The sequence below is a fragment of the Comamonas sp. 17RB genome (assembly GCF_030056555.1).
In the GTDB taxonomy this organism is placed as follows: Bacteria; Pseudomonadota; Gammaproteobacteria; order Burkholderiales; family Burkholderiaceae_C; genus Comamonas; species Comamonas terrigena.
This window is the reverse complement of the sequence record NZ_JASHHY010000004.1, coordinates 272,607-288,934: the sequence shown is the minus strand read 5'-3', so window position 1 is coordinate 288,934 and position 16,328 is coordinate 272,607. Positions and strand designations below refer to the sequence as shown.

At 69.2% G+C, this 16,328-nt stretch carries 12 protein-coding genes; 4 read left to right on the top strand and 8 right to left on the bottom strand.

The genetic code is table 11. The features are described from left to right. Positions 1 to 95 precede the first annotated feature (95 nt). The 3 genes from QM470_RS09615 to QM470_RS09605 all read left to right on the top strand — a co-directional run bounded on the left by QM470_RS09615 (position 96) and on the right by QM470_RS09605 (position 2,507). Positions 96 to 1,160, top strand: a complete 1,065-nt coding sequence (locus QM470_RS09615) for an LD-carboxypeptidase (RefSeq protein WP_283339181.1) — start codon at positions 96 to 98, stop codon at positions 1,158 to 1,160. 88 nt (positions 1,161 to 1,248) lie between these two features. Continuing rightward, positions 1,249 to 1,983 carry a sterol desaturase family protein gene (locus tag QM470_RS09610; protein ID WP_280011265.1) on the top strand — a complete coding sequence of 245 codons (735 nt, stop codon included), beginning with the start codon at positions 1,249 to 1,251 and terminating at the stop codon, positions 1,981 to 1,983. A 65-nt stretch (positions 1,984 to 2,048) separates the two neighbouring features. Continuing rightward, a complete protein-coding gene (locus tag QM470_RS09605; RefSeq protein WP_283339091.1) occupies positions 2,049 to 2,507 on the top strand; it encodes a hypothetical protein in 459 nt (152 codons plus the stop codon). A 65-nt stretch (positions 2,508 to 2,572) separates the two neighbouring features. Here the strand turns inward: QM470_RS09605 and QM470_RS09600 are convergent, their stop codons facing one another. Further along, positions 2,573 to 3,532: a DMT family transporter gene (locus QM470_RS09600; protein WP_283339090.1), complete on the bottom strand. Its 960-nt coding sequence runs from the start codon at positions 3,530 to 3,532 to the stop codon at positions 2,573 to 2,575. A gap of 87 nt (positions 3,533 to 3,619) precedes the next feature. Between QM470_RS09600 and QM470_RS09595 the strand changes: the two genes are divergently transcribed. After that, positions 3,620 to 4,492, top strand: a complete 873-nt coding sequence (locus tag QM470_RS09595) for a LysR family transcriptional regulator (protein ID WP_283339089.1) — start codon at positions 3,620 to 3,622, stop codon at positions 4,490 to 4,492. A gap of 30 nt (positions 4,493 to 4,522) precedes the next feature. Here QM470_RS09595 and QM470_RS09590 read toward each other — a convergent pair whose 3' ends face one another. The 7 genes from QM470_RS09590 to QM470_RS09560 form a co-directional block, all read right to left on the bottom strand. Next, on the bottom strand, positions 4,523 to 5,974 hold the full coding sequence (locus QM470_RS09590; RefSeq protein WP_502846828.1) for an efflux transporter outer membrane subunit: 1,452 nt from the start codon (positions 5,972 to 5,974) through the stop codon (positions 4,523 to 4,525). After that, positions 5,974 to 7,146 (bottom strand): HlyD family secretion protein, encoded by a 1,173-nt coding sequence (locus QM470_RS09585; RefSeq protein WP_283339087.1) that lies wholly within the window; start codon positions 7,144 to 7,146, stop codon positions 5,974 to 5,976. Before QM470_RS09585 ends, QM470_RS09590 begins: the two co-directional genes overlap by 1 nt. Positions 7,147 to 7,202: 56 nt before the next feature. Further along, positions 7,203 to 8,999, bottom strand: coding sequence for an MFS transporter (locus tag QM470_RS09580; RefSeq protein WP_283339086.1), 1,797 nt, complete (start codon positions 8,997 to 8,999; stop codon positions 7,203 to 7,205). Further along, a complete protein-coding gene (locus tag QM470_RS09575; RefSeq protein WP_283339085.1) occupies positions 8,996 to 9,631 on the bottom strand; it encodes a TetR/AcrR family transcriptional regulator in 636 nt (211 codons plus the stop codon). Before QM470_RS09575 ends, QM470_RS09580 begins: the two co-directional genes overlap by 4 nt. 350 nt (positions 9,632 to 9,981) lie before the next feature. After that, the gene (locus QM470_RS09570; RefSeq protein ID WP_283339084.1) at positions 9,982 to 14,673 is read right to left on the bottom strand and encodes a hybrid sensor histidine kinase/response regulator; all 4,692 of its coding nucleotides are present in this window, start codon (positions 14,671 to 14,673) and stop codon (positions 9,982 to 9,984) included. Positions 14,674 to 14,956: 283 nt separating this feature from the next. Continuing rightward, entirely contained in the window at positions 14,957 to 15,331 is a 375-nt protein-coding gene (locus QM470_RS09565) for a hypothetical protein (RefSeq protein WP_283339083.1), read from the bottom strand. Between the two features lie 173 nt (positions 15,332 to 15,504). Then, positions 15,505 to 16,239, bottom strand: a complete 735-nt coding sequence (locus QM470_RS09560; protein ID WP_283339082.1) for a TetR/AcrR family transcriptional regulator — start codon at positions 16,237 to 16,239, stop codon at positions 15,505 to 15,507. Positions 16,240 to 16,328: the final 89 nt, after the last annotated feature.

Sequence of the window (16,328 nt, the reverse complement as noted above, 5' to 3'; positions counted from 1 at the left end):
GCCCATCCCCCCGCAAGACCCCGGCCAGAGTGGCTCCGGCCGCTGCTGCTGCCCCTGCCTATACCGCGGTGCAGACACCGGCACAGGGCCTGGGCATGGGGCATGCCTGCGGTGCAGACTGCTGCGGGCATGACAGCCATCACGACCACGGCCATGCCGACCATGTGCATGCGGCCGATGGCAGCTGCTGCGGCCACGACCACAGCCATGGTCCCAAACATATCTATGTGTACTCGCCCTCGGGCGCGGTGCGCGACAAGGCCGCATTCAAGCGCGGTATCCGGCAGCTGGAAGCCATGGGGCACCAGGTGGAAGTGGATGCCGATGCCCTGGCCAGCAGCCAACGCTTTGCTGGTGACGATGCCACCCGGCTGGCCGCCATCCACCGCGCGGCCGCCAGCGGGGCTGATGTAGCGCTGATCTCGCGCGGCGGCTACGGCCTCACACGGATCCTGCCAGGCATCAAGTACAAGACCGTGGCCAAGGCCATTGCCAAGGGCACGCAATTTGTGGGTTTGAGCGATTTCACCGCCTTCCAGCTGGCCATGCTGGCCCAGACCGGCGCCACGACCTGGGCGGGCCCGGTGGTCAATGCCGACTTCGGCGTGGACACCCGCGAGGGCGGCGAGGTGGATGACATCATGCTCGACTGCTTTGCCGATCTGCTCAGCGGCCAGGGCGAGGGTGCCGGCTGGCAGATGCCCAAGGTGGGCGAACTGCCCAATGGCAAGCCCCAGCTCAAGGACTTCTATGTGCCCGGCGGCGCCACGCTGTGGGGCGGCAACCTGGCGGTGCTGGTGTCTCTGCTGGGCACGCCATATTTCCCGCAGATCGAAGGCGGGGTGCTGTTCCTGGAGGATGTGGGCGAGCACCCCTACAAGATCGAGCGCATGCTGAACCAGTTGCTGTTGGCCGGGGTGCTGCAAAAGCAGAAGGCCATCGTGCTGGGGCAGTTCACCGAGTTCAAGCTCAACACCCATGACAAGGGCTTCAAGCTGCAGACCGTGATCGACTGGCTGCGCATGCAGCTCAAGCGCCCGGTACTGCAAGGCCTGCCGTTTGGCCATGTGCCGACCAAGGTGCTGTTGCCCGTCGGGGCGCAGGTGTCGCTGTCGGTGGAAGGGCGCGATGCACTGATCTACTGGGGGCATACCCACTGAATCGCTTCTGGGGCCGGCGTACGCGCGGTCCCAAGCAGGGTACCCGTTGGCGGGTGTGGGGTGATGGATGGTTCAGAGGGGGCAATCGATGTGGGAATTTGCGGCCTATCCGCTGCTGGCGCTGGTGTTCGTGGGAATCTTCAGCCGGGAAGTGATTGCCCCTGCATCGCGCAACCACTGTGACCGGCGTTGGCTGCTGATGTCCAGCGCGCTGGCCTGCAGCACGCTGCTGGTCACCTTGCTGGTGGGACATTGGTTCTCGGACAGCATCCGCGCCGTGGCGCTGTTCGATGTGGGCCAGCGCTGGCCCGCGCCGCTGGTGGGCCTGGCCAGCTTCGGGTTGACCAGCTTTGTCTTTTACTGGTGGCACCGTGCCACGCACCGCTGGGATCTGCTGTGGCGGGTGTTCCACCAGCTGCACCACAGTGCCCCCCGGGTGGAGGCCTTGACCGCTTTCTACGCCCACCCCATGGACACGGCAGCAGCGGTGCTGCTGAGCGCGCTGTCCAGCTACTGGGTGCTGGGCGCCAGCCCGCTGGCGGCGGCGTTCGCCATCGGACTGACTGGTGCCTTTGACCTGTTTCTGCACGCGGACATCCGCACGCCGCGCTGGGTGGGTTACCTGGTGCAGCGTCCGGAAATGCACACCGTGCACCACCAGCATGGCCACCATGCACAGAACTACGGCCTGCCGATCTGGGACCTGCTGTTCGGCACCTGGGCCAACCCGCCCGAGCGTGTGCAGCACCTGGGCTTTGACGACGAAAAAGCTGCGCGCATCAGCGACATGCTGCGCTGGCAGGATGTGCACAAGAAAAACTGAAGGGCGTTGGCGCATGGTGCGCCGTTCCCTTCGCTTTCCATTTTTCCAACCAGGACAGACACCGCATGGGCAAAGCCGCACTGCAATGGACTGACGCGATGCTGGCCCAGCTGGGCCAGGAAAAAGACGCCGTGCTGGCCGAGCGCTGGGGTACATCGGCCAAGACGGTCAACCTCAAGCGCAATGCGCTGGGGATTCCCGCTGCAGGGCATTTCCAGTGGACGCCCGCAGCCCTGGCGCTGCTGGGTCAGCAGCCGGATGCGGCCGCGGCACAGCAACTGGGCATCAGCAAGGCCAGCGTGGTCGCCAAGCGCACGGAGCTGGACATTGCCCCGGCCTCTGGCGCCACGGCTGCCACTGCCGCCTACGACTGGACATCCGAGGCCGTGGCCCTGCTGGGCACCGCATCCGACGCCAAGGTGGCCGCCCAGTTGGGAATCAGCCGGCTGACGGTCTACCACGCCCGCGTGCAACGGGGCATTGCGGCCAGCCAAGGGAGCCGCAAGCCGGCGGATGCCAGCTGATACCTGCCTGTCGGATTCTGCTGGATGCGGTGCGGTGGCGTGCCGCACCCGGCTCCTCGCCGGGGTCAGGGCTGGCGCGCGGCCTGCCGTTCGGCCCAGACCACGGCGCAGGCGATGATGCCCAGGCCCAGCCACTGCCTGCCATCCAGGCGCTGGCCCAGCAGCAGCCCGTCGATCAGCAGCGCCACGGCGGGGTAGAGGTACTGCAGCAGCGCCACACGGCTGGTGGGCAGGCGGGCCATGCCGGCGTAGATCAGCATATAGGCCAGGGCCGTGTGGACCAGCCCCAGACCGGCCAGCCACAGCCAGCTGGCGCCCGATGCGGGCCAGCCGTGCTGCAGCGGCCAGACCCACAGCAGCACGGTGCCCAGCAGGCACTGCCACCAGGCCAGGGTGCTGGCGGTGACCGGCTGGTGCCGCTGCAGCCCCTGGGCAATCAGCGTGACGGCAGCGGTGCACAGTGCGCCCAGCAGGCACAGGGCTACGCCCAGCAGGTAGGCGGGGTGGGTGGCGTGGGCCTGGTCTTGCCACAGTGCCGACAGCGTGCCCGTGGCCAGCACCAGCCCCAGCAATGCCAGCAGCACGGCCGCCACGCGCTGGCGGCTGATACGTTCCTGGCCGCGCAGGGCGCTCCACAGCAGCAGCCACAGCGGCTGCACATGGAACAGCACCACTGCCATACCGGTGGAAGTGGCGGGAATGGCGGCGAAGAACAGGACCCAGGCCAGCACCATCAAGGAGCCTGCAGCCAGCACCCCGGGCGCGGTCTGGCGCGTCAGCCGCAGCTGGGCGCCCTGGCGACGCCACAGCAGCCACAGCGTCAGTCCCAGCAGGCCGAAGGCGCTGCGTGCCCAGGTGGCGGTCAGCGCGCCGGCCTGGGCCTGGTGCAGGAACAGACCGATGCTGCCCAGCAGGGCGTTGCCCCACAGAAAAGGTGCCACCCCCGAGGCGCGGTGGACACTGGATGGGGTGGAGGCGGCAAGGGCTGTGGTGCAGGCCGAAGAAGGGGAGGAAGGTGACGACATGCCGCGCAGTGTGCGGTGCTGCATGCATGCCGAAAAGCGCATAATTTTGGCAGTAGTTATTCGAAAAACAAATGTAAGGAGGCGGCTGTGGCCCTGCGGGATCTGCAAATCGACTGGCTGCACTGCCTGGTGGCCGTGGTGGATGCCGGTTCGCTGTCGGCTGCGACGGTGCAGCTGCACCGTTCCCAGTCGGCAGTGAGCATGCAGCTCAAGAAGCTGGAGGATGCCGTGGGCCACCGTCTGCTGGAGCGCGGGGCGCGCAGGCTGGAGCTGACGGAGCAGGGCCGGACCTTGCTGGGCTATGCCCGCCGCATGCTGGACCTGCAGGCCGAGGCCCAGGCCGCGCTGCAGCCTGCGGTGCTGAGTGGCCGTGTGCGCCTGGGCGTGCCGGATGACTATGCGGCCACCTACCTGACCCCGGTGCTGCGCCGCTTTGCGCCCCGGCACAGCGGCGTGGAGATCGAGCTGAACTGCGAGCAGTCCACCGCGCTGATTCCGCGGGTGGAGCGGGGGGAGTTGGATCTGGCGCTCATCTCGCGCGACCACGCGCGGCGCGGGCGTTTGCTGTTCCATGAGCCCATGGTCTGGGTGGGCTCCCCCCAGCTGGAGTTGTGGCGGCGCGATCCGCTGCCGATTGCGGTGTACGAAGACATCAGCCTGGCGCGGCGGGGCGCCATCCATGCATTGGCGTTGCAGGGGCGGCGCTACAAAGTGGTCTACCACAGCTCCAGTCTGGCAGGGCAGCTGGCGGCGGTGGAAAGCGGCCTGGCCGTGGCGGCCCTCACGCAGTGCAGCGCGCCCGCGCAGCTGCAGGTGCTGGGGCGCGAGCAGGGTCTGGGGCCGCTGGCGCCGATGCAGGTGGCGGCCTACCGCAGCAAGGCATCCCGGGGGAATGCGGCCGTGGACGAGCTGGAGCGCCTGCTGGTGCAGACGCTGCGCATGGCGCGCGGTGTAGGCTGAGGTGTTCAGCCCCCCTCGGCGTGGCAGTGACTAGGGCCCTGATGGGGGCGTAGCCCCACCAGCGCCATCAGCGCCACCTACGGCACCTGCTTGCCAGCCGCCACCCAGGGCCTTGTACAGCTGCACGCGGTTGTCCAGCTCGGCCTGGTGCAGGCGCACCACCTCCAGCTCGGCGGCATAGAGGTTGCGCTGGGCGTCCAGCTCCTCCAGGTAGCTGGCATAGCCGGCTTCATAGCGGTCATGGGCATAGCCCAGGGTCTGGTGCAGCACATCACGGCGCTGTGTGGCGTGCAGTGTCTGCTGGGCCAGGCGCTGGGTGCCGGTCAGTGCCGATTCCACATCGGCAAATGCGGCCAGCACGGCGCCGCGGTAGGCGTAGGCCGCCTGGTCGCGCTGTGCGGTTGCCGCATCCAGCTGTGCCTGCAGACGGCCGCCATTGAACAGCGGGGCCAGCAGGCTGCCGCCCAGGCTCCACACGGTCAGCGGGTTGTAGTTGAGCGAGTTGACCAGCAGGCTGCCCACGCTGGCGCTGAGGTTCACCTGCGGCAAAAAGGCGGCGCGCTGGGCCTGCAGCTGGTGGTCGCTGGCGGCCAGCAGGGCGGCGGTGCGGGCGATGTCGGGGCGGCGTTCCAGCAGCTGCGATGGCAGGCTGGACGGCACGGCGGGCAGCTGCAGATCCTGCAGGCGCTGTGTTGTGGCTGCGGCCAGCGCGGTGTTGCCGCCGGCCTGGCCGAGCAGCAGATTCAAGGTGGTCAGCTGTTTGTCGACCTGCCATTGCAGCTGCTGCACCTGCTGCTGCACGCTTTCATGCTCGGCCTGGGCCTGGGTGACCTGCAACTGCGAGATATAGCCCACGCGCTGTTGGTCCTGGGCCAGCTGCAGTGCTTTTTCCCGTGAGGCGACGGTGGCCTGGCTGATGGCCAGTTGCTGCTGCAGCGCGCGCAGGCCCACATAGGTCTGCACCATGGTGGCGGCCACCGTCAGCTGCACCGCCGCGCGGTCGGCCTGGCTGGCCTGCAGCCGGGCGGCCGCGGCCTGGCTCTGCTGGGACAGCCGCCCCCACAGGTCCAGCTCCCAGCTGGCCTGCAGGCCGGGTTGCACATTGCGCGACTGGCTGGGGCCCAGCACGGTCAGGCTGCGGCCGGCCTGGGCACCCAGCGTGGCGTTGAGCTGCGGGCTGCGCGCGGCGTCGGTGGCGGCCAGGTTGGCCTGGGCTTCCTGCACGCGGGCCGCGGCGGTCAGCACATCGGTGTTGTTCGCCAGCGCCTGCTGTACCAGTGCGTTGAGTTGGGTATCGCCCAGCTGCTGCCACCACTGGGCCGTAATGGGGGCGGTGCCGGCTTCGGCCGCTGTGCTCCACTGCGCAGGCAGCTGCGGCTGGGCGTTGTCGGGCACTGCGGGAGGCAGAGGGGCGCAGGCGGACAGCAGGGCGGCGGCCAGTACCGCCGCCAGCGTGGCTGTGGATGGGGTGGGGCGGACCATCATGGCTGCTGACCCTCTGCGGCGGGGGCCGCCGGGGCCTGGGGCGCGGCAGCGGTGTCCACATGGGCGATCACGGACATGCCGGGGCGCAGGCGCGCCGCGTCGGGCTGGCCGGCATCGATGGCGATCTTCACCGGCAGGCGCTGTACCACCTTGGTGAAGTTGCCGGTGGCGTTGTCGGCCTTGAGCACGGAGAACTCCGAGCCTGTGGCGGGGGCAATCTCCAGCACCGTGCCGGTCAGCTGTGCGCCTTCCAGGCCGTCCACGGTGAAACGGGCGGGCTGGCCGATGCGCACATGGGCGGTCTGGGTTTCCTTGAAGTTGGCCACCACCCACAGTTGGGGCGGCACCACGTACAGCAGCTGGCTGCCGGCGGCCACGTACTGGCCCTTGCGCACCGTCACTTCGCTCACCTGCCCGTCACTGGGGGCGTGCACCGTGGTGTTGTCCAGGTTGATGCGGGCCTGCTGCACCTGGGCTTCGGCCATCTGCACGGCGGCCTGCAGGGCATCGCGGTTCACGGTGGTGGCCTTGATGGCTTCGTTGCCGATGGCGATGTCGGCCCGGGCCTTGTCCACATTGCTGGCGGCCAGGCGGGCGGTGGCGCGCACCTTGTCGCGCTCGTTCAGCGACACCGAGCCGCGGCTGGCCAGGTCTTCCACGCGGCGCAGTTCGGCCTGGGCACGTTCGGATTCGGCCTGGGCGGCCGACAGGGTGGCTTGCTTGGCCCCCAACCCGGCGTGGTTCTGCGATTGGGTCTGGGCCGAATTCGCCAGCTGCGCCTTGGCATTGGCCAACTGGGCCTGGGCCTGGGCCAGCGCGGCTTCGTAGCTGCGGGTGTCGATCTTGACCAGCGGCTGGCCGGCGGTCACGCGTTCGTAGTCCTTGACCAGCACTTCCGTCACATAGCCGTTGACCTGGGGCGCCAGCACCGTGATCTGGCCGCGCACATAGGCGTTGTCGGTGGAGATGTCGGCCGTCTGGAACGGGCCCACATTCCAGGCGCGCAGCACCAGCGTGATGCCGAGCACGCCGATCACCACGGCCATCAGCGCGCTGCGCAGCGTGGGGCGCTCCTTCTTCGGAGTGGGGGACGGGCCCGGGGCCGCGGCGGCAGGGGCTGCGGGCGGCATGGGGGCAGAAGTCGGTGTGGAAGTGGGGGCGGTGCTCATGTTGTTGGGTTCGGTTATGGGGAGCAAAAGGTGGCCAGCGCAAGGCGCCGCAGGCATCAGTGGGCGTCTGCGGTGGCGGGTGGCGGCCGGGCCGCGGAGGCCGGTGCGGCAGCGGGTGCGGGTGCGGGGACGTCGTCGGTATCGTCACCGTCATCGTCCGGTGTGGCATTGGCGGCGTCGGTGCCGACTTCGCTGGCGTTGTCCTGGAGGCTGCGGGCATGGCGTGCCGCCCGTGCTGCTGCGCGCCGTGCCTGGCCGATTTCCAGCAGGCACCAGGCCAGGTATACAAAAGCCACCAGGGCGACGACATGGAACACATCGTTGTAGGCCAGCACATTGGCCTCGCGCCGCACGGTGGCGGCCAGCTGGGCCGTGCCCTGGGCGGCGCGCAGCACGGGGTCGGTGATGGTGGGGGCCAGGGCCTGCTGCTGCAGCTGCAGGCGTTGCGCCACCAGCGGGTTGGCCGGGTTGATCTGCTGCACCAGATCCACCGAGTAGGACTGTTCGCGGTAGGTCTGGTAGGTGCCCAGCAGCGAAGAACCGATCAGTCCGCCCAGCGCCTGGGTCATGGAGATGGTCAGAATGGCCGTCAGCATGTGGCTGGGGCCGTTTTTCAGGCCCTGCACCACGCCCAGCAGCATCAGCGGGCCCATGAAGATGCCCGAGCCCACGGCCAGCAGGAACTGGCTGAGATAGAAGTCGGCCGGGCGGTCCAGGCTGGTGCGGTGAAAGTCCAGGAAGGCGCCTGCTGCCAGCAGCACCAGGGCGGCCAGCAACTGCTTGGCAGCGTTGTCCAGGCCGAAAGTCGCCGACGACAGCACAATGCCCAGCAGCGTGCCGAAGAAGATCACCACGAACAGTGGCTGCATCTGGTCGGGCGTCATGCCCAGCGTGCGCATCAGGCCCACCACGCCATAGCTTTGCTCGGTGGTCAGAAAGCGCAGCACGATGGCGCCGATCACGAAGCGGATGGTGGCGCTTTGCGTGAACCAGCGGGTGTAGAGCAGCGGATTGGGGCGGTGGTGTTCCAGATAGAGACCGGCAAAGAGCAGCACGATGGCACCGCACAGCAGCCAGGCCAGTTCGGGCGCATTGAACCACCAGCGGGTGGTGCCTTGCACCAGCACGGCCACCAGCAGGCCCACGCCGGGAATCAGCAGTGCCATGCTCAGAAAATCGCGCTTTCCGAAGACCTGGATGTGCACCCCCGCCGGTAGCTTGAGCAGCACCACGGCGGCAAACGACAGCAGGGCCAGGCCGGCTTCCAGCATGTACAGGTTGTGCCACTGGCCGTGGTTGAGCAGGCTGGGCGACAGCATCCAGGCCAGGGGCGTGGCCAGCTGGCTCACGCCGACGCCCAGCACCAGCAGCTTGAGCACATAGGTGCGCGGCAGCGCCTGCAGCATGTACAGCGTGCCCAGCGAGGTGCAGGCTGCAGCTGCCAGGCCGCTGGCACCGCGCAGCCACAGCAGGCTTTGCGGGCTGCCCAGCAGCAGGTGCAGCACGCACAGCAGGGCGTACAGGCCCAGGCCGATCTCGGCAAACAGGCGCATGCCGTACTGCTGGCGGAATTTGTAGACCAACATGTTGGCGGTCACATTGAAGGTGACGTAGGCACCGGACAGCCAGGCAGCCTCGCTGGGCGTGAGCCCCATCTGCCCCTGGATGGTGGGCAGGTTGGCGGTGAACAAGGCATTGCCCAGGCCACCGGTCAGCCCCACCAGCACGGCCACCAGGGCGTAGCAGGCACGCTCCCACGGTGCATGCCAGGGCATGGCGGGCGAACCGGGCAGGGCCGGTTTTTCGTGCTCCTCCCAGTCGGGGGGGCGGCGCAGGTAGACGGTTTCGGTCATGCGGCAGAAACGGCTGAAGCGGCAGAATCCACCGAAGCGGCGGCTGACGCGGCAGAGGCGGCCGCGGTGTCGGCATCCGGCTGCAGGCCGCGGCGCACAATGCCCAGCGCCTGGCGGGCCAGGCGGCGGCGTTCGGCGTCGGTATTGCCCCGCAGTGCGGCCCCCAGCATGCTGGACAGCAGGGAAATGTCCTGTGCCTGGATATCGGCGCGGATCAGACCGCTTTGCTTGCCGCGTTCCAGGGCGGGGCCGAACGCCGACCAGACCCGCTGGCGCAGGGCGTTGACGCGCGGGTCGTCCAGCTTGGCTGTGCGCCAGTAATCCGACAGCGCGGGCGAACCCACAATGCGGGCGGACAGGTATTCCAGCAGGGCAAAGAAAGCGTCCGGCCGGTCCTTCAGCCGATCGGCCTGGTCATGCAGGCGCTGGGCCGAGCGTTCCATGAGAGCCAGCAAGATGGCGTGGCGATCGGGGAACTGGCGGTATAGCGTGGCGCGGCCCACACCGGCCTGTTCCACCACCAGCTCCAGCGGGGCATTCACGCCGTGCTGGGTGAACACGGTGTCCGCGGCATCCAGCAACTGGGCGCGGCGGGTGGCGGCATCGGGGCGTTTGGTGAGGCAGGAGGTCATGGGGGTGAATTTTCGGACAATTTTGTCCGTTTTGCTTTGGCGCATGAGCAGCCATGGCGAGAAGCGGGTTATTGCCGGGCCTGCCAGGTCCGAGGTGGATCTGCCCAGGGGTGGGCTACCGGGGCCAGTGCGGCCAGCGCGCCACAGCGGCGCAGAAAGCCGCCGCAGCGCTTGCTGCGCGGGCACCGTGGGTCCTGCCGGAGCGCCGCCGAATCACTCCTGCAGCTGCTGCAGTTCCGTGCGTCCAGGGCGTGCCACCAGTCGGCACCCGTGCGTGCGAGTCGGATGGGGCCGGGGTAGGGCGCGGCCTGCGCACGCGGCGCCGTGCGCGGGTGTCGCGCGGCAGCGGCTTACGGCTGCAGGTCGCTCTCGGGCACCCGGGCGCAGCGCCGCACCAAAGCCAGCAGCTCGTTCGGGGCGTAGGGCTTGGTCAGGAAGGCCTGTGCCCCGGCGTCGATGGCCTTCTGGCTCACCGGGCCGGCTTCGTGGGCGGTGAGCATCACCACCGGCAGCTGCTTGCAGCGGGCGTCGGCGCGCACGCGGCGCAGCAGTTCCAGGCCGTCCATCTCGGGCATTTCGATGTCGGCCAGCAGCAGGGCCGGCAGCTCGCCGTCTTCCAGCAGCTGCCAGGCCAGCAGGCCGTCGGCGGCGGTGGCCACGCGGTAGCCCTGGGTCTGCAACAGATGCTGGGCCAGGCGGCGCACGCTCATGGAGTCGTCGGCGATCAGCACCAGGGGCTGTGGCACTTCCGGGGCGCTGGCATCGTCGCTGGCGGCGACCGGCTGGGCGGACTGCAGCAGGCGGCGCGCCTCGTGCGCAGCCAGCGCCGCATAGGGGTCATACACCTGCAGCACCTGGCCGCTGGGCTGGGCAGCGGTTCCCAGCAGGCCGGGCAGGGGCACGGCCACATCGGCGGGGGGCTGCAGCGCCACTTCCTGTGTACCCAGGACTTCATCCACCTGCAGCGCCCAGCGCGAGGTGTCGCTGCGCACCACCAGGGCGATGGACTGGCCGTCCACCGGCGGGGCACTGCTGCGGGCGGATTGCTGCCACACGGCACCGGCCCAGTACAGGGGCATGGGGCCGGTCACATCGTCGGGCAGCATGCCCTGGGCGACCGCCTCGTCCATCTGGGCGACGGGGATGTGGCGCACGGCTTCGATGCTGCGGGCCGGCAGGGCAATGCTCCAGCTGCCGGCCCGCAGGGCGACGACCTGCTCCACCTGCGGCGGCGCGGGCAGAGTGATGGTGAAGGTGCAGCCCTGGCCGGGCTGGCTGTCGATGTGCAACTGGCCGCCGAGCTGCTGCACGCCGGCCTGCACGGCGTCCATGCCAATGCCTCGGCCGGAGAGTTCGGTGATCTGGGCGGCGGTGCTCAGGCCTGGATGCAGGATGAGTTCGGCCGCGCGCCGGGCGTCCACGGTCTCGCCTGGCTGCAGCAGGCCCAGGGAGACGGCCTTGGTCTGGACGCGCTCCAGCTGCAGGCCGGCACCGTCATCTTGCACGGTCAAGGTCTGGACCGGGCCCTGGGTGTGCAGGCGCACCGTGATCTGGCCGGTGGCAGGCTTTCCGGCGGCCTGGCGCCGGGCCGCAGGTTCGATGCCATGGTCCACACAGTTGCGCAGCAGATGCTCCAGCGCCGGTGCCAGCTGGTCGGCCACACTGCGCTCCAGCAACTGGTCACCGCCTTCCAGCAGCAGCTGGGTGGGCTTGCCGGTGTCGCTGGCGGCCAATTGCACGGTGGCCAGCAGGCGTTCGTGGAGCTGGGCCAGCGGGGTCAGGCGCGCATACAGCAGCGTGTGCTGCAGCGCGCGCAGGTGGCCGGCCTGGGTGGTGAGGGCGGTGTCCGCCGTCGCCAGGCCGTGCTGCAGCTGGCGCTGCACGGTGCCGATGTCGTCCGCCCCGTCGCTGAGGCCGCGGATCAGATCGTGCAGCTCTTCATGCCATTCATAGGACAGGTCCATATCGCCGTGCAGCACCAGGGTGTCGGCCCAGGCGGCGCAGTCCTTGAGCTGGGCACGCAGGCGCTGCAGGCAGCTTTCCATTTCGGCCAGCATCTGGTGGTTGTCGGCCACGGACTGCTGGGTTTGCTCGTGGGTGCCCCACAGCGCCTGGGCGTGGCGGCCCACGGTGTCGATGGGGCTGGCGCCCCAGTGCTGCAGCGAGCGCTCGGGGTGGCGCGCAGCCAGCTCCTGCTGCAGGGCGATGAAGGCGATGCGCAGCACTTCCAGCGGCTGCTGCAGGGCACTGGGGCCCAGCGGGCCGTCATTGGGTTGCGCCAGCAGGGCCAGATCTTCCAGGGCATGCACCTGGCTGGCCCAGGCGGCGGCACCGGCCAGGCGGGCGCTGCCCTTCAAGGTGTGCAGGCTGCGCAGCAGGGTCTGGCGAGGCGTGCCTTGCTCGGCAGGCCGCTCCATCCACTGGTGCAGTGCGGTCTGCAGCGCAGGCCAGACGGCAAGCACCTCTTCTTCGAACACTGCAAAGCGCACGGGTTCGAGCTGGTCCACGCTGGGCAGAACTGGGACCAATGCCGGGACTGGCACGGCGGCCGGTGCTTCTTCGTACCCGATGGCTTGGTGGGTGGCCGTGCCGTCGATGAAGGTGGTGTGGCGGTCGGGGGTGGCCTTGTCGCCGTCGGCTTCGTTGGAGGCTGGACTGGCTTCGCTGTCCGGTGCGGGTGGAGCGGATACCGTATCTGCCAGGATGTGGTTCAAGGCCTCCAGCACCTGGGGGTGGGGGCGGCGCATGAAGCCGGCGGCAAACTGGTGCAGCAGGCGCAGCACTTCGTCGGCGGCATGCACGCAGGCCTGGCGCTGGGAAGCCGTGGCGTTGCGGCGCAGGCGCTCCAGCACCATCTGCAGGGTGTGGGTGAGCAGCGAAATCTCGGTGCAGCCGGCACCCCAGGCGCTGCGGGTCAGCGCGCGCGCCTGCTCTGCGGCCGTGGCGGGCAGGGGGGTGCCGCTTTCCGCCGCCCACACGGTGATGTCGGTCTGCAGCTGCTGGCTGAGGCCGTCGGCTTCGGTCAAAAAGCCCTGGTTGGGTTCTGCCCGGGGCTGGCCGGCCGCACCTTGCAGCAGGGCGGCGCCGGGTTGCAGCTCGGGCACGGCGGCCGCGGCCAGGCGTGTGGCCAAGGCGGTGCGCTCGTCCATGGGCGCGGCAGCCTGTGCCGCAAGGTCCTGCGGCGGCGGCGCATCGGCGCTGGCGTCGACGGTGTCTGCGGTGGTCGCTGGTGCAGCGGAGAGCGCTGTGTGCCCATCGTCTGCCGGGCATTTTGTCGGTGCGCTGTCCGTCAGCGGTTCGGAACGCTCCTGAGCGGCTTCCCCTGCGGAAACATCGGCATCCGCATCCGCATCCGCATCCGCATCCGCATCCGCATCGGTGTTTGGTGCGCTGTGCTCGCCGTTGGCGGTTTCGGCTGTCGTGGTGCTCGCTGCGCTGTCTGCAGGGGCGTCGGATGTGGCGTGGTCCTGCTCGGCAAGGGCCGCATCCACAACGCTTTCCGGCATGCGGGTGGGTTGCGGTGTGATGGCCTCGGTGAGCAGATCCGGCTCGGTGACCGGCTCTGCTGCCTCTGGCGTTTCCGCTGCGGACACGGCCGCATCGGCGGCGATCTCGCTTGGCCCGGCCGCGTCGGGCACTGCAGAAGATACCGCTGCCGCTGGGGCCGCTGTGTGTTCCAGGGCGGCCGCGCTGTCTGGTACCACCGAAGTGTCCATCGCTTCCACAGCGCTTGCCGCGGCGGGCAGCGCCGCATCGTGCGCTGCGCTGGTGGCAGCCGGGGCCGCGGTGGCGGTGGAGAGATCCCTGGTGGTTTCCGCCACCGGCTGTGGTGCCGCTTTCCGCGCGGCGGGCGGGGTGGACGGTTCAGCGATGTCGGCCGGTGCCCCGGGCGCTTCGGGCTCGTCGCCGAACACCAGGTGCGAAAGGTTCAGGCCTGCATCGTCTGATGTGGCGGATAGCTCGGCTGCAGGCCTGGTGGAGCGGGGCTCTGCCAGCGGATCGTGCAGTGGCGCAGCCACCGCGGCGGGCACGGGCAGGGCTTCGGCGCCGCGGCCCAGGTCCAGGGTCAAGGTGGCGTCACCGGGGGGCGTGGCAGCCTGCGTGACCTGTGCCGGTGCGTCTGCGGGCAGCAGCTGGCAGCTTTGGCAGATGGCCTGCAGCACGGGTGGCAGGCCATCCATCACCATGGCGGCGGTGTCGGCGGCCTGGGCGCAGTAATACAGCAGATCGCGCACCAGGGTGTCGGGCGGCGGGGTGATGGCGGAGTCGCCGGCCTTGGCCACGCTGGCGTAGTGCATCAGCACGCGCGAGGCCAGGCGCTTGGTGTAGAGGTCCTGCTCCAGCAGACCATGGGCCGTGGCGTCAAAACAGCCGGCCGCTGCCTGCCAGAAGGCGGTGTCGGCCGGTGCCGCGCAGGTCTGGGCCAGACCCAGGCACAGGTCGCGCAGGCGGGCGGCAGCAGGGGCATCGGCGTTCTTGACCACGGCCAGCACCTGCTGGTCCAGCAGGGCGCGGGTGGATGGGGCCACCCTGTGGGGCGGTACCTGCAGCGCGGCGGGCAGCGGCGCGGGAACGGGGGCCAGCTGCCAGCGCAGTTCCCACAGGTCGGCCGGGTGGGCGCTGTCCTTGCCGCCGAGCTTGCAGACGGCGCGGTAGGCCGGGAAAAGGTGGGTCACCTGGGCGTTGCGGCCGGCCTGCAGAGTCTGCAGGTGGGCCTGGGCGTCCTTGGCGGCCAGCTGCAGCACATCGCGGGGGAGCGGGCTGCCTGGCTCCGTGCCGGTCGGGGCGGCGGGCTGGCGCAGCGCGGCTTCCATGGCCCGCAGCAGCCGGGCCAAGCCGGGTTGCTGCACCACGTCCAGTGCGCGGGCGGTCTGGTGCAGCAACTGGGCGGCCTGGGACGGCGCCAGGGGATCGGTCGATTGCAGCAGGGCCGGCAGCTCCTGCAGCATGGCGCCCAGCGAGGGCGGCACCTGGACACGGGCTCCTGCCAGGTTGGCAGAGGCCGGGGTGGGTGCAGCCGGGGGCGTCAGGAGATCGGTCATGGCGGTGGGGAGGCAGGCCTGGCGGCATGCAGCACAAAGTCGGGGGAAGGCAGGCGGCAGCTATGGTACGCGCCTGCGGGCAGCACGCAGGCAAATGCCATGCAAGCTGCAAGCGTAGCGCGAGATGGGCGTGCGGACCGCTTCCTCCGAGCAATTCGCTGCGCCACTGCAGACCGCGGGCAGGGAAGTCAGGCCGCTGGCCTGCCCGGCATGGGCATACGCGCGGCCTGTTGGGGCCGTCAACCCGGGGTTGACCGGGGTGTGGCGGCCGTGCCGGAGCAGCTTATTCCGCGTACTTGCCGTTTTCCTTGCGCCGCTCGCGCATGCCTTTGCGGATGAACAGGTTCACGCCGGGCAATGCCAGAAAGGGCTGGCCCATGCCGCCGGCCACATGGGCGGCCAGGCGCTGGGGCAGATCGGCCAGCGTGGCCTGGATGGCGGGGACTTCGCCGGCATGGGGATGTTCGTCCACGAATTCCTGCAGGTACTGGCGGACTTCGCGTTCCAGCCATTCCAGGTTGGAAGGCAGGGCGATGTAGGTAGGCTGCTGCTCGCCTTCGGCCTCGAAGCCGAACAGGTAGCAACCGATGAAGTGGCGGAAGGTTTCGCCCACATCGGGGCCGCGGGAGAGCTTGCGCAGCAGATCAAAAGGCCACATGGCAGGGGAGGGTCCGTGGTGGGGCGCCGGCAGCGTGGCTGCAGGGCCTGCAGAAACAGGAGCGCACGGGGCGCGCCGGATGGGAAAAATGGATGCCCAATGTAGCGCAAATGCCGCGTGCGCAAACACAAGCCGTGGCATGGGGCATCGGGAGGGGTGTGACTGGCGCCGCGTCAGGGCTGGTGCACTACCAGACGGCTGAGCTGGTCGAGCAACAGGTGCAGGTGGCGTGTGCGCAGGGTGTCGCCCAGCAGATCCACCTGCAGCAGGCTGTTCCAGGTGGCGGCGTGGTCCACGCGAAAGCTCGACAGGGCGGAAATCAGGTAGTGGACGTCGACCGCCGTCACATCGGCGCGGAACACGCCTTGCGCCACGCCGCGCTGCAGGATGCGCTCCACCGGCTCCAGTGCGGCCTTGCGCAGCAGCTCGGTGTTGGAGACCTGGCCCAGCAGCTGCGCGCCCTGAAAATTCTCCTGCAGCACCAGGCGGGTGAATTCCTGGTTCTGTTCGTGGTACTCGAAGCTTTTTTGCGCCAGGGCGTGCAGGGCCTGCAACGGCGGCAGGGCGTCGAGGTTGAGCTGTTCTTCCGAGGCCCGGATATCGCTGTAGCACTGTGCGATGACGGCCAGGTACACATCCTTTTTGTTGCCAAAGTAGTAGTACAGCATGCGCTTGGCGCAGCCCACCTTGGCCACGATGCGTTCCAGCCGGGCACCATCAAAACCGTAGTTGGCGAATTCGGTGCGGCCCGCTTCCAGCAGGGCCCGGCGCATGTCGGCGGCGGAGTCCGCCGCTGCATCCGGGGGCGGCCGGCCGGTGTCGCTGAGGTCGCTGGCATGGCCGGGTGCAGCCTGGGGTGTGGCCGGCGCCATGCCGTAAGCCTTGTCACTGTTGTGCTGCGCGTTCACCACCATCTCTCTTTGCAAGCTGTCGTCCACCAAAGCCTGCCAGCGTAGCACGCGCAGCGGCGGCAGGCGCCAGAGACAAAAAAAGCCAT